This window comes from Streptomyces sp. NPDC043876 (assembly GCF_056435825.1).
Genome location: NZ_JBWKDV010000017.1, coordinates 1 through 19,593, shown reverse-complemented (window position 1 = coordinate 19,593; position 19,593 = coordinate 1). Strand labels below are relative to the sequence as shown.

The 19,593-nt window shown below is 73.7% G+C and carries 16 protein-coding genes; 11 read left to right on the top strand and 5 right to left on the bottom strand.

Annotated features, from left to right (window positions below; genetic code table 11):
* Nucleotides 1-26 precede the first annotated feature (26 nt).
* Nucleotides 27-1,151 (bottom strand): DNA integrity scanning diadenylate cyclase DisA, encoded by a 1,125-nt coding sequence (disA, locus tag AC0693_RS35505; protein ID WP_356406773.1) that lies wholly within the window; start codon nt 1,149-1,151, stop codon nt 27-29.
* Nucleotides 1,152-1,326: 175 nt separating this feature from the next.
* Nucleotides 1,327-2,736: a DNA repair protein RadA gene (gene radA, locus AC0693_RS35500; RefSeq protein WP_356406776.1), complete on the bottom strand. Its 1,410-nt coding sequence runs from the start codon at nt 2,734-2,736 to the stop codon at nt 1,327-1,329.
* A gap of 168 nt (nt 2,737-2,904) precedes the next feature.
* Here radA and AC0693_RS35495 point away from each other — a divergent pair, with 168 nt between their 5' ends.
* The gene (locus tag AC0693_RS35495) at nt 2,905-4,668 is read left to right on the top strand and encodes an RNA polymerase sigma factor (RefSeq protein WP_478804160.1); all 1,764 of its coding nucleotides are present in this window, start codon (nt 2,905-2,907) and stop codon (nt 4,666-4,668) included.
* Between the two features lie 11 nt (nt 4,669-4,679).
* Here AC0693_RS35495 and AC0693_RS35490 read toward each other — a convergent pair whose 3' ends face one another.
* Nucleotides 4,680-5,576, bottom strand: a complete 897-nt coding sequence (locus AC0693_RS35490) for a DUF3109 family protein (RefSeq protein WP_478804159.1) — start codon at nt 5,574-5,576, stop codon at nt 4,680-4,682.
* A gap of 62 nt (nt 5,577-5,638) precedes the next feature.
* On the opposite strand from AC0693_RS35490, the gene AC0693_RS35485 reads away from it, so the two are divergent.
* From AC0693_RS35485 to ilvD, 4 genes are all read left to right on the top strand, one after another.
* Nucleotides 5,639-6,568 (top strand): Ppx/GppA family phosphatase, encoded by a 930-nt coding sequence (locus AC0693_RS35485; protein WP_356406783.1) that lies wholly within the window; start codon nt 5,639-5,641, stop codon nt 6,566-6,568.
* 306 nt (nt 6,569-6,874) lie between these two features.
* Nucleotides 6,875-7,741, top strand: a complete 867-nt coding sequence (locus AC0693_RS35480; protein ID WP_478804158.1) for a sugar phosphate isomerase/epimerase family protein — start codon at nt 6,875-6,877, stop codon at nt 7,739-7,741.
* On the top strand, nt 7,738-8,364 hold the full coding sequence (locus AC0693_RS35475) for a TetR/AcrR family transcriptional regulator (protein ID WP_478804157.1): 627 nt from the start codon (nt 7,738-7,740) through the stop codon (nt 8,362-8,364). Before AC0693_RS35480 ends, AC0693_RS35475 begins: the two co-directional genes overlap by 4 nt.
* Nucleotides 8,365-8,508: 144 nt before the next feature.
* The gene (ilvD, locus tag AC0693_RS35470; protein WP_356406792.1) at nt 8,509-10,359 is read left to right on the top strand and encodes a dihydroxy-acid dehydratase; all 1,851 of its coding nucleotides are present in this window, start codon (nt 8,509-8,511) and stop codon (nt 10,357-10,359) included.
* A 450-nt stretch (nt 10,360-10,809) separates the two neighbouring features.
* Here ilvD and AC0693_RS35465 read toward each other — a convergent pair whose 3' ends face one another.
* Nucleotides 10,810-13,014: a serine/threonine-protein kinase gene (locus AC0693_RS35465; protein WP_478804156.1), complete on the bottom strand. Its 2,205-nt coding sequence runs from the start codon at nt 13,012-13,014 to the stop codon at nt 10,810-10,812.
* Nucleotides 13,015-13,140: 126 nt separating this feature from the next.
* On the opposite strand from AC0693_RS35465, the gene AC0693_RS35460 reads away from it, so the two are divergent.
* The 6 genes from AC0693_RS35460 (at nt 13,141) to proC (ending at nt 17,774) form a co-directional block, all read left to right on the top strand.
* Entirely contained in the window at nt 13,141-13,452 is a 312-nt protein-coding gene (locus AC0693_RS35460) for a peptidase (RefSeq protein WP_356406798.1), read from the top strand.
* Between the two features lie 196 nt (nt 13,453-13,648).
* Nucleotides 13,649-14,101: a hypothetical protein gene (locus AC0693_RS35455; protein ID WP_356406845.1), complete on the top strand. Its 453-nt coding sequence runs from the start codon at nt 13,649-13,651 to the stop codon at nt 14,099-14,101.
* A gap of 10 nt (nt 14,102-14,111) precedes the next feature.
* Entirely contained in the window at nt 14,112-15,221 is a 1,110-nt protein-coding gene (locus AC0693_RS35450) for a lysostaphin resistance A-like protein (protein ID WP_478804155.1), read from the top strand.
* A 72-nt stretch (nt 15,222-15,293) separates the two neighbouring features.
* Entirely contained in the window at nt 15,294-16,208 is a 915-nt protein-coding gene (locus AC0693_RS35445; RefSeq protein WP_478804154.1) for an ABC transporter ATP-binding protein, read from the top strand.
* Nucleotides 16,205-16,942, top strand: a complete 738-nt coding sequence (locus AC0693_RS35440) for an ABC transporter permease (protein WP_469339778.1) — start codon at nt 16,205-16,207, stop codon at nt 16,940-16,942. The genes AC0693_RS35445 and AC0693_RS35440 overlap by 4 nt, the downstream gene beginning before the upstream one ends.
* A gap of 22 nt (nt 16,943-16,964) precedes the next feature.
* Complete coding sequence (gene proC, locus AC0693_RS35435; protein WP_469320649.1) at nt 16,965-17,774, top strand: pyrroline-5-carboxylate reductase; 810 nt, start codon at nt 16,965-16,967, stop codon at nt 17,772-17,774.
* Between the two features lie 72 nt (nt 17,775-17,846).
* Here proC and trpS read toward each other — a convergent pair whose 3' ends face one another.
* On the bottom strand, nt 17,847-18,845 hold the full coding sequence (gene trpS / locus AC0693_RS35430) for a tryptophan--tRNA ligase (protein ID WP_469339774.1): 999 nt from the start codon (nt 18,843-18,845) through the stop codon (nt 17,847-17,849).
* Nucleotides 18,846-19,593: the final 748 nt, after the last annotated feature.

The following is a 19,593-nucleotide window of genomic DNA, read 5'->3' as shown; positions in this document are numbered from 1 at the left end:
CCCGCGCCCCACGCTCGCGCCGCAGGCTAGACGTAGCGCTCCAGGATCGAAGACTCCGCCAAGCGCGACAGCCCCTCCCGCACCGACCGAGCCCGCGCCTCGCCGACCCCGTCGACGGTCTGCAGGTCGTCCACGCTGGCGGCGAGCAGCTTCTGCAGCCCCCCGAAGTGCTCCACCAGCCGCTCGATGATCGCCCCCGGCAGCCTCGGCACCTTCGCCAGCAGCCGGTAACCGCGCGGCGAGACGGCCGAGTCGAGGGTCTCGGGCGAGCCCGTGTAACCCAGCCCCCGCGCCACCGTCGCCAGCTCCAGCAGCTCCGCGTGCGAGAGGGAGTCCAGCTCGGCCAGTGCCTCGTCCACCGTGCGGGACCGCTTCGCCGTCGGCTCCGGCACGTAGTCCCGGATGACCAGTTCCCGCTCCTGCTCGATCCCGACCGTCAGCTCGTCCAGCTGGAGGGACAGCAGCCGCCCGTCGGTGCCCAGCTCCACCACGTATTCGGCGATCTCGGTCGCGATCCGCCGCACCATCTCCAGCCGCTGCGCGACCGCCGTCACGTCCCGGACCGTCACCAGGTCCTCGATCTCCAGCGCCGACAGCGTGCCCGCGACCTCGTCGAGCCGCAGCTTGTACCGCTCCAGCGTGGCCAGCGCCTGGTTGGCCCGGGACAGGATCGCCCCGGACTCCTCCAGCACGCGCCGCTCGCCGTCGACGTACAGCGCGATCAGCCGCATCGACTGCGACACCGAGACGACGGGGAAGTTGCACTGCTTGGAGACGCGGTCGGCCGTGCGGTGCCGGGTGCCCGTCTCCTCCGTGGGGATCGAGGCGTCCGGCACCAGCTGGACGCCCGCCCGCAGGATCTTGGTGATGTCCTTGTCCACGATGAGCGCCCCGTCGAGCTTGCACAGCTCGCGCAGCCGGGTCGCGGTGAACTCCACGTCCAGCACGAAACCGCCGGTGCACATCGCCTCGACGCTCTTGTCCATGCCGAGGACGATCAGACCGCCCGTGTTGCCGCGCAGGATCCGCTCCAGGCCGTCGCGCAGCTGCTGACCAGGTGCGACCGCGCTCAGCGAAGCCCGCATCAGGGCCTCCTGCTTGCTGCCTGCGCCGGACTTCCCGGATGCTGCTGCCCCGTCCTTGGCTGCCACTGCACTCCTCCGGTCGCGGGTTCCGCCGCCCCGCACCACGGGCACAGGGGAGTGCGTACGGCCGGGCGGACCAGCACAAAGTCTACCGGCGCGCGCCACACCCCCGCCGTGGCTTGGCCACTACGGTCCTCAGCGGGCCCCGGACGGGCCCCCTGACCAGCGCCTTACGCCCCTGTCAGGCCTCGCTCTTGGCGGGCGTCCGGCTCCGGCCGCGCGGCAGCACCCGCAGCGCGTCCCCCATGTCGGCCACCTCGATGACCTTCATCCCCGCGGGCACCCGGCCCGGATCGGAGGGGACCAGGGCGTGGGTGAAGCCGAGCCGGTGCGCCTCGGCGAGCCTGCGCTGTACGCCCGTCACCCGCCGCACCTCACCGGCCAGCCCGACCTCCCCGATCGCGACCAGGTTCTTCGGCAGCGGTACGTCGCTGGCGGCCGAGGCGAGGGCCAACGCCACGGCCAGGTCGGCGGCCGGCTCGGTCAGCTTCACCCCGCCGACGGTCGCGGTGTAGATGTCCCGCTTGCCGAGCGCGGTGATCCGGCCGCGCTGCTCCAGCACGGCCAGCATCATCGAGACCCGGGAGGTCTCCAGCCCGGAGGTGGTCCGCCGGGGCGAGGGGATCTGCGAGTCGACGGTCAGCGCCTGCACCTCGGCGACCAGCGGCCGCTTGCCCTCCAGCGTCACCGTCAGGCAGGTGCCCGGCACCGCCTCCGCGCGCCGGGTCAGGAACAGGCCGCTCGGGTCGGCGAGCCCGGTGATCCCCTCGTCGTGCAGTTCGAAGCAGCCGACCTCGTCGGTGGTGCCGTACCGGTTCTTGATGCCGCGGACCAGGCGCAGCCGCGCGTGCCGGTCGCCCTCGAAGCTGAGCACCACGTCGACGAGGTGTTCCAGCAGCCGCGGTCCGGCGATCGCGCCGTCCTTGGTGACGTGCCCGACGAGCAGCGTGGACATCCCGCGCTCCTTGGACGCGCGGATCAGCGCCCCCGCGACCTCGCGGACCTGGGCCATGCCGCCGGGCGCGCCGTCGATCTCGGGGGAGGCGATCGTCTGTACGGAGTCGAGGATCAGCAGCGACGGCTTGACCGCGTCCAGGTGTCCGAGGACCGCCGACAGGTCGGTCTCGGCCGCGAGGTAGAGGTGGTCGTCGATCGCGCCGATCCGGTCGGCGCGCAGCCGCACCTGGCTCGCCGATTCCTCGCCCGTCACGTAGAGCGTGCGGTGTTCGTCGCTCGCGGCCTTCGCGGCGACGTCCAGGAGGAGCGTGGACTTGCCGACGCCGGGCTCCCCGGCGAGCAGCACCACGGCGCCGGGGACGAGACCGCCGCCGAGCACCCGGTCCAGTTCGTCGACGCCGGTGGAGCGGGCCGTCGCCTGGCGGCCGTCGACCTGGCCGATGGGGACGGCGGCGGTGGACACGCGGCCGGCCGCGGTGGTCCGTACGGCGGGCGCACCCGTCTCCTCGACCGTCCCCCAGGCCTGGCACTCGGGGCACCGGCCGAGCCACTTCGCGGTGGTCCAGCCGCATTCGGTACAGCGGTAGGACGGCCGGTCCTTGGCGGATGAACGGGATGTACGGGCTGCTGCCATGGCGCCAACGGTAACGGCCGCCACCGACAGCCCGGCCCGGACCGCCGCCCGGCCCCCTGCCACCGGCGTCAGGGCCGCCGTCAGCAACGACACGATATCTTCACCCGTAAGGGCTAAAAGTGCCGAAGGCTTCCGGGCCCTCGCCGGTGCGCCGCCTACGGTCACGAGGTGAACAGCAGCAACCACGGAACCCCCACGACACGCACCGGCGCACACCGGGCGCACGGGCGCACTCCCTCCGAAGGGGAGCAGCCGCCCTCCTTCCGCCACGAGCCCTACCTGGACGGCCTGTTCACCTATTGCCTGTCCGTCCTCTGCGACCACGACAGCGCCACCGACGTGCTGGGCGAGGTCCTGGCCGTGGCCGAGCGGAATCCGGGCCGCTGCCCGGACGAAGGCGACCGCCGGGCCTGGCTGTACGCGCTGGCCCGGTGGGGCTGTCTGCGCAGGCTGTCCGAGCAGCGGCGCGCCCGGCACGCCCCCGCGGGGGCGCACACCGCACGGCGTACGCCGGAGCACACCGCGACCGGCCGTGCGCCGGGTGCGGACCACCCCGGCACGCCCCCCGAGGCGGATCCGCAGCTCCCAGCCGGGGAGCCCGCCGCACCGGCCGACGGGCTCGACGTCACCGCGTACCGCCGTACCGAGCTGGCCCGCCTCGCCTGGCCCGAGGCCGCCGGGACCACCCCCGAGCAGCGCGAGGCCCTCGAACTCGCCGTCCGCCACCGGCTGACCGTCAGCGAACTCGCCGCCGTCCTCGGCACCCCGGCCACCGCCGCCCGCGACCTGCTCACCGGCGCCGCCTGCGAGGTCGAACGCACCCGCGCCGCCCTCGCCGTCGTCGAGAGCGGCAACTGCCCCGCCGTCTCCCGGCTCACCGGCGACAGCCAGGTGCTGCTCTCCAGCACCCTGCGGGCCGAACTCGTCCGCCACGTCGACGACTGCCCGCTCTGCCGCCGCGTCGCCGAACGCGTCGGCGCGGCCGCCCCCTGGCCCGGCTCCGGCGGGGTCGCCGCGGGCGCCCTCCCGCTCGTCCCGGCCCCCCGGACGGGGGTGCGCACCGCGATGCTGCGGTCCGCCCGGGTCCGCGGCCGCGCGGGAGCCCCGCGCTTCGCCCGGACCGGTTTCCCCCTCGACCCCAAGGACCGCGCCGCCCGCCGCGAGCGGATCCGGGCCCGCGCGGTCACCACCACCGTGGTCGCCACCGTGGTCGCGGCCCCGGTCCTGGCCCTCTGGGCCGCGTACCGGGACGCCCCCAGCACCGGCGAGCCGGCAGGCAACGCCAGCACCCGCATCTCCGCCGGCGACCTACAGATCCCGCCCCACGCGGACGGCCACCCCTACGCCGCCTACGAGAACGCGGGCAACACCCGCACCACCGGCGCCGAGCCCCGCTTCACCGAGGGCGGCGAGGCATCGGACGTCTCCGTGAAGGTGATCAGCAGCGGCGCCCCGCCGAGCCCCGCCCAGCCCGGCTCCCCGGGCCGCCTCACCGTCACCGCGGGCTCCCGCGCGGCGGTCACCCTGCTCCTGCTCACCGCCTCCGGCGGCGCCCCCGTCGAGTGGCGGCTCTGGACCGACGCGCCCTGGCTCCGCGCGAGCCGCACCGCCGGCACCCTGGCCCCAGGAGAATCGGTCACCCTGCGGATCGTCGTGGACCCCGACGCGCAGCCGGTGGGCGCCTGGACCGCCCGGGTCGGCGTGGACCCGAGCGGGGCCGTGATCTCGGTCTCCGGCCGCGGCCGCCCGGCCCCGCAGCCCAGCCAGACGCCGCCGACGGACCCGACGCCGACGCCCCCCACACCGACGCCGACGCCGACCCCGACCCCGACGCCCACACCCACGCCGACACCGACCCCCACGCCGACGCCGACCGCGTCGCAGGGACCGGTTTCCCCGCCCCCGGACCCCGGGCCGTCGCCGTCCTCCTGACCTATCCCGCCCTACTTCCCCTTGGCCGGCTTCCCCTTGACCTGCGGCTTCTCGACGTGCGGCTTTTCGGCCCGCGTCGCCCCGGCCCGCTGCGTCACGTCCACGACCGGCGGGTCGGCGGGGTGCGGGGCCATCGGCAGCAGGGACGCCAGCCGCGCCTCGCACAGGGCCGCCAGCGCCTCGTAGCCCTCCTTGCCCATCAGCTCCGTCAGCTCGGGCCGGTAGGTCACGTACACCGGGTCGCCCGCGCCGTGCGCGGACGTCGCCGAGGTGCACCACCAGTGCAGGTCGTGGCCGCCCGGGCCCCAGCCGCGGCGGTCGTACTCGCCGATCGACACCTGGAGCACCCGGGTGTCGTCCGGCCGGTCGATCCACTCGTACGTCCGCCGCACCGGCAGCTGCCAGCACACGTCCGGCTTCGTCTCCAGCGGTTCGCGGCCCTCCCGCAGCGCCAGGATGTGCAGCGAGCAGCCCGCGCCCGCCGGGAACCCGGGCCGGTTCTGGAAGATGCACGACCCCTCCCACCGCCGGGTCTGCCGCTCGCCGTCCTCGTCCTTCTGGACCCAGCCGGACTCGGTGCCCACATCGTGGAACTGCCACAGGTCCGGCGTCAGCCGCGCCACGTTCTCGGCGACCCGCTTCTCGTCGTCCTCGTCGGAGAAGTGCGCGCCGAGCGTGCAGCAGCCGTCGTCCGCCCGCCCCGCCTGGATGCCCTGGCAGCCGCTGCCGAAAATGCAGGTCCAGCGGGAGGTGAGCCAGGTCAGGTCGCAGCGGAAGACCTGCTCGTCGTCGGCCGGATCGGGGAACTCGACCCAGGCCCGGGCGAAGTCGAGCCCGACCTCGTCCGCCACGCTCGTCTTGCCGGTCTTCTTGGTCCCGCTCTTGCCGGCCTTCTTCGTATTGGGCACAAACCCAAGCCTAAGCCGCCCTTACGTCACGCCTACGCCTGCGGGCCAGTAGCGTTTCGCGCATGAGACTCGGTGTCCTAGACGTGGGTTCGAACACGATCCACCTGCTGGTGGTGGACGCGCACCCCGGCGCGCGCCCCCAGCCGGCCCACTCCCACAAGGTCGAACTGCGGCTGGCGGAGCTGCTCGACGAGCACGGCGCGGTGAGCGCCGAGGGCGTGGAGCGGCTGGTCGCGGTGATCGCGGGCGCGGCGCAGGCGGCCGAGGACAAGGGCTGCGAGGACGTCCTGCCCTTCGCCACCAGCGCGGTGCGGGAGGCGGCGAACGCCGAGGAGGTGCTGACCCGGGTCCGCGAGGAGACCGGCGTCGACCTCCAGGTCCTCAGCGGCGCGGACGAGGCCCGGCTGACGTTCCTCGCCGTACGCCGCTGGTTCGGCTGGTCGGCGGGCAAGCTGATGGTGCTCGACATCGGCGGCGGCTCCCTGGAGATCGCCTCCGGCATCGACGAGGACCCCGACACCGCGGTGTCCCTGCCGCTGGGCGCGGGGCGCCTCACCTCGGGCTGGCTGCCGGGGGACCCGCCGGACCCGGCGGACATACGGGCCCTGCGCCGGCACGTACGGGCCGAGATCGCGCGGACGGTCGGCGAATTCAGCCGCTCGGGCGCGCCGGACCACGTCGTGGCCACCTCCAAGACCTTCCGGCAGCTGGCCCGGATCGCGGGCGCGGCGCGCTCGGCGGACGGCCTGTTCGTGCCGCGGGGGCTGACCCGCAAGTCCCTGACGGAATGGCTGCCGCGGCTCGCGGAGATGACCACGACCCAGCGGGCCGCCCTTCCCGGCGTCTCGGAGGGGCGCGCGGCGCAGTTGCTGGCCGGGGCGATGGTCGCCGAAGCCGCCATGGACCTCTTCGGCATAGAGGACCTCGAAATCTGCCCCTGGGCCCTCCGCGAAGGCATCATCCTCCGCCGCCTGGACCACCTCCCCACCTGACCCGCCGACCCCTCCGGGGGCGCCTCAAACGCCGGCGGGGCTGGATGTGTCCCGCCCAAATCCAGCCCGCCCGGCCCCGGCCAAATCCAGCCCGCCCGGCGTTTGAGGGCAACGCCGAAGGCGCCGACGGCCCGCGCGGCAAAACCCAGCCCGCCCGGCGTTTGAGGGCCCGCCGGAGGCACATACAGCCCGCCCGGCGCTTGAGGGCACAGCGGCACCAGCCACCCCCGCGGCGGCCCGCGGCGGCCCGGGTCCGGGCGGAGCCCGGTGCGGGGGGCGGGGGCCGCGCCCCCGTACCCTGTCCCCGTGGCAGAACCAGTGCACATCCCGGACGCGAAAGTCGCCCTCTCCACCGCCTCCGTCTACCCGGAGTCCACGGCGACCGCCTTCGAGATCGCCGCACGCCTCGGCTACGACGGCGTAGAGGTGATGGTCTGGACGGACCCCGTCAGCCAGGACATCGAGGCCCTGCGCCGCCTCTCCGACCACCACGGCGTCCCGATCCTCGCGATCCACGCCCCCTGCCTCCTCATCACGCAGCGCGTCTGGTCCACCGACCCGTGGACCAAGCTCCAGCGCGCCCAGGCGGCAGCCGAAAAGCTCGGCGCGAGCACGGTCGTCGTCCACCCCCCCTTCCGCTGGCAGCGCCAGTACTCCCGCGATTTCGTCTCCGGCATCTGGCGGATGGCGGACGAGACCGACGTCCGTTTCGCGGTCGAGAACATGTACCCCTGGCGCTACCGCGACCGCGAGATGCTCGCGTACGCCCCCGAGTGGGACGTCACCAAGGACGACTACCGGCACTTCACCGTCGACCTGTCCCACACCGCGACCGCCCGCACGGACGCCACCGCGATGGTCGACCGGATGGGCGAGCGCCTCGCCCACGTCCACCTCGCCGACGGAAACGGCTCCGCCAAGGACGAGCACCTCGTCCCCGGCCGCGGCACCCAGCCGTGCGCCGAACTGCTGGACCGCCTCGCCCGTACCGGCTTCGACGGCCACGTCGTCATCGAGGTCAACACCCGCCGCGCGATGTCCGCCGCTGAGCGGGAGGCCGACCTCGCCGAGGCCCTCGCCTTCACCCGCCTGCACCTGGCCAGCGCCGGCACGGCCACGGGCTCCACCCCGGGCCCCACCTCCGGCCCCGCCACCAGGGCCCCGCGCCGATGACGGACGCCCCCGAGGGACACGCGAAGCGCCGCGGCCCCGGCCGCCCCCGCCAGGACGAGGCCGGCGACGGCCCCGGCACCCAGGAGCGGATCCGCCTCGCCGCCCGCTCCGAGTTCGCCGAACGGGGCTACGACAAGACGTCCGTACGCGGCATCGCCAAGGCCGCGGGCGTGGACCCGGCGTTGGTCCACCACTACTTCGGGACCAAGGACGACCTCTTCGCCGCCGCGATCGAGATGAGCATGGAACCCGCCCTCGTGGTCCCGGCCATCGTCGGCGAGGGCCCCGACGGCATCGGCGAGCGCCTCGCCCGCTACTTCCTGGGCATCTGGGAGAACCCCGTCTCCCGCGCCCCGCTGCTGGCGGTGATCCGCTCCGCGCTGACCCACGAGGCCGCGGCGAAGGTGCTGCGCCGCCTCATCCTGCGCCGGGTCCTGGAGCGGGTCGCGGCCGACCTCGACGTCCCCGACCCCACCTTCCGCGCCGAGCTGGCCGCCTCGCACATGGTGGGCATCGCCCTGCTGCGGTACGTCGTCCAGGTCGAGCCCCTCGCCTCCGCCGACCCGGAGGACATCGTCACGCTGGTCGCGCCCACCCTCCAGCGCTACCTGACCGAGGCGTGAACCCCCCGTCCCGGCATGCGGACACCCTGTCCGGATCCCGGGCGGCAGGCGTAGCCTCGTAATCTGAGCCAGTCGTCTCTGACCGGTGCTGTGTGAGCGCCGTCCGAGCGCCCATCCGAGCGCCACCTATGGGGAGTGAACCCGATGCCCGAGCTGAGGTCCCGCACCGTCACCCACGGCCGCAACATGGCGGGCGCGCGCGCCCTTATGCGGGCGTCGGGCGTAGCGAGCGCCGACATCGGCAAGCCGATCATCGCGGTCGCCAACTCCTTCACGGAGTTCGTCCCCGGGCACACCCACCTCGCCCCGGTCGGCCGGATCGTCTCCGACGCGATCCTCGCGGCGGGCGCCATTCCGCGCGAGTTCAACACGATCGCGGTGGACGACGGCATCGCGATGGGCCACGGCGGCATGCTGTACTCCCTCCCCTCCCGCGACCTCATCGCGGACTCGGTCGAGTACATGGTGGAAGCGCACTGCGCCGACGCCCTGATCTGCATCTCGAACTGCGACAAGATCACCCCGGGCATGCTGATGGCCGCCATGCGCCTCAACATCCCGGTCGTCTTCGTCTCCGGCGGCCCGATGGAGGCCGGTCAGGCCACCCTCGTCGACGGCACCGTCCGCAAGCTCGACCTCATCGACGCGATGGTCGACGCCTCGAACGAGAACGTCTCCGACGAGGACGTCCTGCGCATCGAGGAGAACGCCTGTCCCACCTGCGGTTCGTGTTCCGGCATGTTCACCGCCAACTCGATGAACTGCCTCGCCGAGGCCATCGGCCTCGCCCTCCCCGGCAACGGCTCCGTCCTGGCCACGCACACCGCCCGCAAGGCGCTGTACGAGAACGCGGGCCGGACGATCGTCGAGATCACCAAGCGCCACTACGAGCAGGACGACCACTCGGTCCTTCCGCGCTCCATCGCCACGCGCGAGGCCTTCGAGAACGCCATGGCCCTCGACATCGCCATGGGCGGCTCCACCAACACGATCCTGCACCTGCTGGCCGCGGCGCAGGAAGCGGGCCTGGACTACGACCTCAAGGACATCAACGAGGTCTCGCTGCGCGTCCCGTGCCTCGCCAAGGTGGCGCCGAACGTGGCGCCCGGCGGCACGTACTACATGGAGGACATCCACCGGGCCGGCGGCATCCCCGCCATCCTCGGCGAGCTGTACCGCGGCGGGCTCCTCAACAAGGACGTCCACACCGTGCACTCGGCCACCATCGAGGAGTGGCTCGGCACCTGGGACGTGCGCAGCGGCACCGCCTCCGAGGAGTCGGTCGAGCTGTGGCACGCGGCCCCCGGCTGCGTCCGCTCCGCGACCGCCTTCTCGCAGTCCGAGCGCTGGGACACCCTCGACCTCGACGCGGAGGGCGGCTGCATCCGCTCCGTCGAGCACGCCTACTCCAAGGACGGCGGGCTCGCCGTCCTGCACGGCAACATCGCCGTGGACGGCTGCGTCGTCAAGACGGCGGGTGTCGACGAGTCGATCTGGACCTTCGAGGGCCCGGCCGTGGTCTGCGAATCGCAGGACGAGGCCGTCGACAAGATCCTGCGCAAGGAGATCAAGCCGGGTGACGTCGTCGTCATCCGCTACGAGGGTCCGCGCGGCGGTCCGGGCATGCAGGAGATGCTCTACCCGACGTCCTTCCTCAAGGGCCGCGGCCTCGGCAAGTCCTGCGCGCTGATCACCGACGGGCGCTTCTCCGGCGGTACGTCCGGCCTCTCCATCGGCCACGCCTCCCCGGAGGCGGCCTCGGGCGGCGCCATCGCCCTCATCGAGGACGGCGACCGGATCCGGATCGACATCCCGAACCGCTCGATCGACCTCCTGGTGACGGACGAGACCCTGGCGGCCCGCCGCGAGGCCCTCGGCGGGGTGTACGCCCCGAAGAACCGCGAGCGCAAGGTCTCGGCGGCCCTGCGTGCCTACGCCGCCATGGCCACCAGCGCCGACAAGGGCGCCGTCCGAGACGTCTCCCTCCTGGGCTGACCCCCACCCGCCCGGCGCGCGCCCTCAATCGCCGGGCGGGCTCGATGCGACCGCCCGGTGCACCCGCGCGTGCGCTGCCGTCGCCTCCGGCGGGCCCTCAATCGCCGGGCGGCTCGGGGTGGCCCGGGGGCCATCCCCAGCGCTGCAAGGCCTGGCCCAGAAGCCATATCCAGCCCCGTCGGCGGCCGCGAGCCCCCTGGCCCAGGGGCCATCCCCAGCCCCGCCGGCGTTTGAGGCGCCCCCGGAGGGCAGACGGGCCGAGGGCCGACATCGGTCTGCGCTCATTCGCGTGCGGGCTGCCGTCGCCTCCGGCGGGCCCTCAATCGCCGGGCGGCTTGGGGTGGCCCGGGGGCATACCCAGCGCTGCAAGGCGCTGGCCCGGGGGCCATACCCAGCCCCGCCGGCGTTTGAGGCGCCCCCGGAGGGCGGCCACCGGAGGGGGGCGCGGGGCTAGCGCCACGGGCCGGGGTCGGTGGCGAAGACGGAACCGTCCGGCGCGCAGCCGAAGACGCGCCCACCCCCCACCACCGGCGCAGGCCGCACCGGCACGAACGTGTGCGCCCCCGTAGCCATCCGCGGAGCGGTCTGCCCCACGAGCCGCCCCCGCACCGCGTCCACCGCCAGCAGCCGCCCGTCCGCGGCCATGAGGTGGACGCGCCCGTCCGCCACCACCGGCCGCGACCCCTGGCTCGCGGCCGTCTCCAGCCGCCACACCTCCCGCTCCGCGCCCACGGCAGCCAACGCACCGCCGCTCCCGAAGACGTACACCGTCCCGTCCCCGCCCACCCCGGCCTGCGCCTGCGGCAAGGTCGTCGGGAGCAGGGTCCGCCGCTCGACCCGGGTGCGCAGGTCGATCCGTACCACCGCGCCCGTCGCCATCCCGTCCCCCGCCAGCAGGTGCAGCGCCCCGTCCGCCACCCCCACCGGTTCCAGCAGCCCGGCCGCCCGGTGCTGCCAGAGGGCGCTGCCGTCGGCCGCGGCGAGGGCCGCCACCTGCGTCGAGGCACCGTCCCCCGCGGGCGTGACGGCGTACACCTGCGCACCGTCCGCCGACGCCACCAGCTGCGCCCCGGCGCCCGCGCCCGCCGGCCGCTTCGTCCAGCGCACGGCGCCGGTCGCCGCGTCCCGCGCCGTGACCTGCCCGTCGGCGGCGGCGATCAGCACCAGCGCACCCGCCGGTACGACGTCCGCCCCGCGCGGGGTGTCGGCCTTCCACCGCTGCGCACCGGTCGCGGGATCGAGCGCCTGGAGCAGATGGCCGCCGGACAGGTACACGAGCAGGGACCCGCCCCCGGGGAAGGGCGCCGGGTCCGCGGGCCCCGTGACCCCGGCCACCGACCACCGCACCGAGCCCGTCGCCGGGTCGAGCCGCACCGCCGCGAGCCCGGGCGCGGAGCAGTAGAGCGCGTCCGACATCCAGCCGCAGGCCGGGATCCGCCGGGCGGCCCCGGGCGCACCGGGGGACACCGACCACGGCACGATCCGCGCGGCCCCGGTCCCGGCCGCGGTCCCGAGCCCGTTCGGCTGCCCGTCCCGTTGGCCCGCGACCGCCGCGGCCGGGTCCTCCCGGAACTGCGCGTACCCGCCGACCGCCCCGCCGGCCACCAGCAGCCCGGTTCCCAGCACGGCGGCCACCCGCCACCGCGCCCGCGACCGCCGCCCCGCACGCCGATCCGTACCGCCAGGCTCGTCGCCGGCGGGGTCACCGGCCACGTCCACCGGCGCGGGCATCCCGCCCGGCAGCCCGTCCCGCCGGTGCGTGACCGGCTCCGCCACCGGGTCCGCCCCCGGCAGCCGCAGCCGCGGCCGCGGTATGAACGCCCGCGTGTCCTCGTTCGTCGGGTAGGCGGCCGAGCGCAATACGGCGATCAGCTCGTCGGCGGTCGGCCGCGCGGCCGGGTCCTTCGCCAGGCAGCGCGCGATCAGCGGCGCCAGCTCCTGCGGCACCCCGCTGAGGTCGGGCTCGTTGTGCACCACCTGGTACGCCACGATGTACGGGCTCTCGGAGTCGAACGGCCCGTGCCCGGTGGCCGCGTGCACCAGCAGCGCCCCCATCGCGAAGACGTCCGCGGCAGGCCCCACGTCGCGCGGCCGCTGGAACTGCTCCGGCGCCATGAAGGGCGGGGTCCCGATCAGCTTCCCGGTCTCGGTCCGCAGATCGCTGTCGTACGGCCGCGAGATCCCGAAGTCGATGACCTTCGGCCCGTCCGGCGCCATCAGGACGTTGCTCGGCTTGAGGTCCCGGTGGACCACCCCGGCCCGGTGGATGTCGCGCAGCGCCTCCGCCAGCCCGGCGCCGAGCCGCCCGACCTCGGCCGGGTCCAGCACCCGCTCGCGCACCCGCTCGGCGAGCGTCGGCGCGTCGATGAACAGGGTGGCCATCCACGGCCGTTCGGCATCGGGGTCGGCGTCGACGACGGGCGCGGTGAACGCACCGCTCACCCGCCGGGCCGCGGCGACCTCCTGCTGGAAGCGGGCGCGGAACTCGGGATCGACCGCGTGCTGCGCGTGCACGATCTTCACGGCGAGCTTCAGCCCGGACGCGGAAGTGGCCAGATGCACGACGCCCATGCCGCCGGAACCAAGCACGGATTCCAGCCGGTACAGCCCGGCGTACTCCGGAAACCCGGACTGCTCAGCGCGCAGCGATCGCATCGCCCATCACCCCCGCGGGAGCCTAGTCGACGGTGCGTGCGATTCCGTAAGGGGCTGCTATCCTCCGCGAGTTGCCGGGCGTGATGGCCCGGTAGCGGTCATTTTCAGCCAATGGGGGAGAGCGGCATGGCGGTTGACGAGGCAGCGGACGCGGTGGAAACCATCACCGCGGAATCCGGGGACGGCGGGTATCTGACGTTCCCGGTGGCGCCCGACACGCGGGTCAACGTCCGCAGCGGCCCGGGCACCGGATACCCGGTCAAGAAGGTCCTCCCGTACGACGCCTGGGTGAAGATCGACTGCCAGACGCCGGGCACGACGGTCTCCGGCCCCTACGGCACCTCGAACATCTGGGATTGCATCGGCAACGGCCTCTACGTCGCGGACGCGTACGTGAAGACCGGCAGCGACGGCTACGTCGCCACCCACTGCGGTTAGCCGTTCCACCCGGCCCGCCCCTCGTCTGCCACGTGAGACGCACCCCGCCGGGCCGACCCGGCGGGGGATAATCGCCGCTGTGAGCGACGAACGAGACGACGAACGAACCGACGGGCGAGACCGCGAACGAGCCGGCGGACAGCACCCGGGCGGCGGCGCCGAACAGCCCGCAGCCGAGGGCCCCCGGCCCGAGCCGATCCTCTTCTTCGGCACCAGCTGGGTCGCGCACGACCAGGGCTACCACCTGCGCCGCGCGGGCATGGCGGTCGCCTCGCTGCTGGCCGCCGTCGTCGCGGCCTTCCTGCTGCGCTTCGCGTACGAGGGCCTGCAGATCGGCAACGTCGGCCCGTTCCTCAGCATCTCGGTCGTCGTCCTCTTCGCGATCGCGAGTTCCATCGCCTTCGCCAAGGCCTGGGAGTCCTTCCGCCGCCGCCCCGCGCCCTCCTCGGACGAGGCCTCGCTCAAGGGGCTCAAAGCCATCGGTTTCATCGGCGGCCTGATCGCGTACTTCCTGCGCTGCCTCGTCGAGGCACCCGGTGAGAAGCTCGCCCGCGCCGAGTACGAGCGCGCCCGCGCCGATTTCACCCGCCGCCGGGGCGCCCGTACCGGAAACCCCGCGGCCCGCCGCCCCAAGCGCAAGAAGAAGTAGGAAGCGACACATGAGCGGCTCCACCCCCACGCCCGAGACCTCCGCCCCGGGCCCGCACCCCGAGCCGCTCCCGCACCCCGAGCCGCTCTCGGGCCCCGAGCCGCTCCCGGGCCCCGCGCCCGTACCGCCCCCGCCCCACCCCGGGGCCCGCACGCACCCTCACCCGTACCCCCACCCGTACCCGGTTCCGGCGCCGGCCAGTCCGTTCGCCGCACCCGCCGGTTCGCCGTACGCCGCCCTGGCCCGCAACGGCGGGCAGCGCCTGCGGCGGGAGCTGGGCGGTACCGCGCTGCTCCTCGCCGCGGTCGTCGTCGGCATGGTCGCGCTGTTCGTCCTCGCGCTCGTGCTCGTGACGGTGCTGGGCATACCGGCCGGCGACGCCGACAGCGGGGCGATCTTCGTGGATCCGGCCGCCGAGGTCGCCCTCGGCCTGCTCAGCCTCGCCCTCGCGATACCCGCCGTACTCCTCGTCGTGCGCCGGATCCAGCGCCGCCCGGCCGGCACGGTCTCGTCGGTCACCGGGCGGCTGCGCCTCGGCTGGCTGGCGCGCTGCGCCGGGCTCGCCCTGCCCGTGCTCGCCGCCGACATCGCGCTGCTCGTCTGGCTGCTGCCCGTGACCGGCGGCGACGGCCCCGACGGACCCGCCGACTTCTTCGACCCGCCCGCCTGGCCGGCGCTCCTGCTCGGCCTCGCCGTGGTGTGGCTGCTCGTCCCCTTCCAGGCCGCCGCGGAGGAGTACCTCTTCCGCGGCTGGATCCTGCAGGCCTTCGGCGCGCACCTGCGCAGCCCGTGGGCGGGCATCGCCGTCGGCTCCGTCCTCTTCGCGCTGGCCCACGGCTTCGGCCAGTGGTCCGGCTTCGCCCTGCTGCTCTACGCCGCCGCCTGGTACGCCTGGCTCACCCTGCGCACCGGCGGCCTGGAGGCCGCCATCGCGCACCACATGGTGAACAACCTGCTGGCCTTCACCCTCGACGCCCTCGCGGGCGACCTCGGGGCCGAGGGCACGGCCGCCGACGCGCCCTGGCAGGCCCTCGCCCTCGAACTCGTCGCGACCCCGCTCTACTGCCTGCTCGTCGTCCGGCTGGCCGACCGCCGCAAGATCGCCACCGTCTCGCCCTGACCTCCCCCTTCCCGCTCCCGCCACCTGCCGGGGTGGTTGACGGCCGACACCCCCGGGAGCATTATTCATCACATGATGAATAAACCGGCGGACGAAGCCGCGGCCACCACCTCGTCCGTGCCCGCCCCCGCCGTGCACGCCCACGGCCTCACCGTCCGCCGCGGCACCGGCCGCAGCCCCCGCACGGTCCTCCACGGCATCGGCTTCGACGTCCCCCGCGGCCGGATCACCGGCCTCCTCGGCCCCTCCGGCTGTGGGAAGTCCACCCTCCTGCGCGCCGTCGTCGGCACCCAGGCCCAGGTCACCGGCACCCTGGAGGTCCTCGGCCGCCCCGCGGGCCACCCCGGACTGCGCTCCCGCATCGGCTACGTCACCCAGGCGCCCTCCGTCTACGACGACCTCACCGTCCGGCAGAACCTGGACTACTTCGCCGCCGTCCTCGACCCCGGCCGGGCCGCCGCCGACCGCCGCCGCGCCGACGTCGCCCGCGCCATCGCCGACGTGGACCTCACCAGCCACGCCGACGCCCTCGCCGGAAACCTCTCCGGCGGCCAGCGCAGCCGCGTCTCCCTCGCCGTCGCCCTGCTCGGCACCCCCGAGCTGCTCGTCCTCGACGAACCGACCGTCGGCCTCGACCCCGTCCTGCGCCGCGACCTCTGGACCCTCTTCCACACCCTCGCCGACACCCGCGGCGCCACCCTCCTCGTCTCCTCCCACGTCATGGACGAGGCCGAGCGCTGCCACGACCTGCTCCTCATGCGCGAGGGCCGGATCCTCGCCCAGGACACCCCGGACGCGCTGCGCGCCCGTACCCACGCCGACACCGTCGAAGAGGGCTTCCTGCACCTCGTCGACGAGGCCAACGCCCAAGCCGATGCCGAAACCGACGCCCAAGCCGACGCCCGGCCCCGCACCCGCGCCACCACCCAGGCCGACGCCGCGACCCACGTCCGGGCCACCGCCCCGGGGAAGAGCGAGACCCGATGAACACCGCCCGCACCACCGCCACCGCCCTGCGCGTCCTGCGCCAGCTCCGCCACGACCCGCGCTCCATCGCGCTCATGCTCCTCGTGCCCGTCCTGATGCTGACCCTGCTGCGCTTCGTCTTCGACGGCAGCCCGCGCACCTTCGACAGCATCGGCGCGTCACTCCTCGGAATCTTCCCCCTCATCACGATGTTCCTGGTGACCTCCATCGCGACCCTGCGCGAGCGCACCTCCGGCACCCTCGAACGCCTCCTCGCCATGCCCCTGGGCAAGGGCGACCTGATCGGCGGCTACGCCCTCGCCTTCGGCGCCGTGGCCGTCGTCCAGTCCCTGCTCGCCACCGGCCTCGCCCTCTGGCTCCTCGGCCTCGACGTCGTCGGCTCGCCCTGGCTGCTGCTCCTGGTCGCGCTCCTCGACGCCCTCCTCGGCACCGCGCTCGGCCTCTTCGTCTCCGCCTTCGCCGCCTCCGAGTTCCAGGCCGTCCAGTTCATGCCGGCCGTGATCTTCCCCCAACTGCTCCTGTGCGGACTCTTCGCACCCCGCGACACGATGCAGCCGGTCCTCGAAGCCGTCTCCGACGTGCTGCCGATGTCCTACGCGGTCGACGGCATGACCCAGGTCCTCACCCACACCGACATGACCGCCGACTTCGTCCGCGACGCGACCGTCGTCGCCGCCTGCGCCCTGCTCGTCCTCGCCCTCGGCGCGGCCACCCTGCGCCGCCGCACCCCCTGAGCCCGGGTGCAAAGATGAGGACATGACCCAGACAGTCGCCGTTCTCGGTACCGGCAAGATCGGTGAGGCCCTCCTCAGCGGGATGATCCGAGGCGGCTGGCCCGCCTCGAAGCTCCTCGTCACGGCCCGCCGCCCCGAACGCGCCGAGGAACTCCGCACCCGCTACGGCGTCGAGGCCGTCAGCAACGCCGAGGCCGCCAAGCGCGCCGACACCCTGATCCTCACGGTCAAGCCGCAGGACATGGGCAAGCTCCTCGAAGAGCTCGCCCCGCACGTCCCGGCGGACCGCCTGGTCATCAGCGGCGCCGCGGGCATTCCGACCTCCTTCTTCGAGGACCGGCTCGCCCCCGGCACCCCCGTGGTCCGCGTCATGACGAACACCCCCGCCCTCGTCGACGAGGCCATGTCCGTCATCTCGGCCGGCAGCCACGCCACCGGCGCCCACCTCGCCCACACCGAGGAGATCTTCGGCGGCGTCGGCAAGACCCTGCGCGTTCCCGAGTCCCAGCAGGACGCCGCCACCGCCCTCTCCGGCTCGGGCCCGGCGTACTTCTACTTCCTCGTCGAGGCCATGACGGACGCGGGCATCCTCCTCGGGCTGCCCCGCGCCCAGGCCGCCGAGCTGATCGTGCAGGCCGCCGTCGGCGCCGCCGTCATGCTCCGCGACAGCGGCGAACACCCGGTCAAGCTCCGTGAAGCCGTCACCTCCCCGGCCGGCACCACGATCAACGCGATCGTCGAGCTGGAGAAGCACGGCGTACGGGCGGCCCTCATCGCGGCCCTCGAAGCGGCCCGCGACCGCAGCCGCGAGCTGGCCTCCGGCAACAGCTGACGCCCGTAGGCGCACACGCACGCAGGACGTACGGGAGCCCGCCCACCCGGCGGGCCCCCGCGCGGCTCCCCTTCAGGGCGCGAGCAGCCCGATGGCCTCGTACGCCCGGTCCACCACCGGCGTCGCCAGCGCCCGGGCCCGCTCTGCGCCCGCGCGCAGCACCGACTCCACCGCGCCCGGATCGGCCGCCAGCTCCGCGTGCCGCTCCCGCACCGGGCGCAGCAGCTCCACCACGGCCTCGGCCACGTCCCGCTTCAGCGCCCCGTAGCCCTGGTAGCCGTCGGCCAGCGCCGCCGGATCGCCACCGGTACACGCGGCGAGCACGTCGAGCAGGTTCGCCACCCCCGGCCGCGTCGCCCGGTCGTAGAGCACCCCGCCGTCCCCGCTGTCGGTCACCGCGCGCATCACCTTCTTGGTGATCGCGGCCGGCTCGTCCAGCAGGTAGACGATCCCCGCCCCGCTCTCGTGGGACTTGCCCATCTTGGACCGCGGGTCCTGGAGGTCCATGACCCGCGCCGCGACGGCCGGGAGGGTCGCCTTCGGCACGGTGAAGGTGTGCCCGTACCGCTGGTTGAAGCGCACGGCCAGGTCCCGGGTCAGCTCGACGTGCTGCGCCTGGTCCTCACCGACCGGCACCTCGTCCGCGGCGTAGGCCAGGATGTCGGCGGCCATCAGCACGGGGTAGGTGAGCAGCGACAGCCGTACGCCGTCCCCCGCTGCCTGCGCCTTGGCCGCCTTCTCCTTGTACTGGATCATGCGCCGCAGCTCGCCGTCGGTGGCCGTGCACTCCAGCACGTAGGAAAGGCGGGTGTGTTCGGCGACGTGGCTCTGCATGAACAGGGTGCACCGCTGTGGATCGAGCCCGGAGGCGAGGAACAGGGTCGCGGCCTGCCTGCTCAGCCTGCGCACCCGCGCCGGATCGTGTTCCACGGTCAGGGCGTGCAGGTCGACGACGCAGAAGACGGCCTCGGCCTCGTGCTGAGCGACCTCGACCCACTGCCGTACGGCGCCCAGGTAGTTGCCCAGCGTCAGGTGACCGGTCGGCTTGACCCCGCTGAAGATCCTCGTCATGTCCTTGTTCTCCTCTGCCACCGTCGGCGACCGAGCCACCCCCGGGTGGGGAGAAACAAGAACGGCCGCCGGAAGCGGCGGCCGTGAACGCATCAGTGCGCGCGTGGAAGGTCGGCCGCCGTCAGGCGGCCCACCAGCCGAGGCTGAGCAGATGCGTAGTCATGCCCCCAGCGTACGCACCGGCACCCGCAGCGGGTAGGGCTACACAGGGGTTGACACGCCCGTGCGTCATCCGTAAGGTTCTTCGAGTTGTCCGAAGTGAGCTGCCGACCCCGGTCGGTCCCCCGGACAGCCATCCGCCCCTACACATTCGAACGAAGCGACGTACGTTGTCGTCTCGTTTTCATGCGTATTTGCGAATGAGGAAACCGTGCCCGAGTGGCACCCCCGCCGATTAGGTCGGGGGCAAGGAATCCGCTACTGTCTCACCTCGTCGGAACGGCTCAAGGGCCGCGAAGACAAGCCCAACTGACTGGGAGTCAGGCCCGAAAGGATCTGATAGAGTCGGACTCGCCGGAAAGGGAAACGCGAAAGCGAAAACCTGGAAAGCGAAAAGCAGGATCCCGCTTCGACCGGGAATCGGACACGAGAGAGTCTGATAGAGTCGGAAACGAAGAACGAAGCCCGGAGGAAAGCCCCAGTAGTGATACTGCGGGTGAGTACGAAGGAAGCGTCCGTTCCTTGAGAACTCAACAGCGTGCCAAAAATCAACGCCAGAAGTTGATACCCCGTCCACTTCGGTGGATGA

What these genes read in the sequence shown, in the direction of transcription:
- AC0693_RS35475 (WP_478804157.1), top strand. Translation starts at nt 7,738, where the DNA reads ATGACGGACGCCCCCGAGGGACACGCGAAGCGCCGCGGCCCCGGCCGC.
- AC0693_RS35460 (WP_356406798.1), top strand. Translation starts at nt 13,141, where the DNA reads ATGGCGGTTGACGAGGCAGCGGACGCGGTGGAAACCATCACCGCGGAA.
- AC0693_RS35445 (WP_478804154.1), top strand. Translation starts at nt 15,294, where the DNA reads ATGATGAATAAACCGGCGGACGAAGCCGCGGCCACCACCTCGTCCGTG.
- AC0693_RS35440 (WP_469339778.1), top strand. Translation starts at nt 16,205, where the DNA reads ATGAACACCGCCCGCACCACCGCCACCGCCCTGCGCGTCCTGCGCCAG.
- AC0693_RS35485 (WP_356406783.1), top strand. Translation starts at nt 5,639, where the DNA reads ATGAGACTCGGTGTCCTAGACGTGGGTTCGAACACGATCCACCTGCTG.
- proC (WP_469320649.1), top strand. Translation starts at nt 16,965, where the DNA reads ATGACCCAGACAGTCGCCGTTCTCGGTACCGGCAAGATCGGTGAGGCC.
- trpS (WP_469339774.1), bottom strand. Translation starts at nt 18,845, where the DNA reads ATGACGAGGATCTTCAGCGGGGTCAAGCCGACCGGTCACCTGACGCTG.
- AC0693_RS35450 (WP_478804155.1), top strand. Translation starts at nt 14,112, where the DNA reads ATGAGCGGCTCCACCCCCACGCCCGAGACCTCCGCCCCGGGCCCGCAC.
- ilvD (WP_356406792.1), top strand. Translation starts at nt 8,509, where the DNA reads ATGCCCGAGCTGAGGTCCCGCACCGTCACCCACGGCCGCAACATGGCG.
- radA (WP_356406776.1), bottom strand. Translation starts at nt 2,736, where the DNA reads ATGGCAGCAGCCCGTACATCCCGTTCATCCGCCAAGGACCGGCCGTCC.
- AC0693_RS35465 (WP_478804156.1), bottom strand. Translation starts at nt 13,014, where the DNA reads ATGCGATCGCTGCGCGCTGAGCAGTCCGGGTTTCCGGAGTACGCCGGG.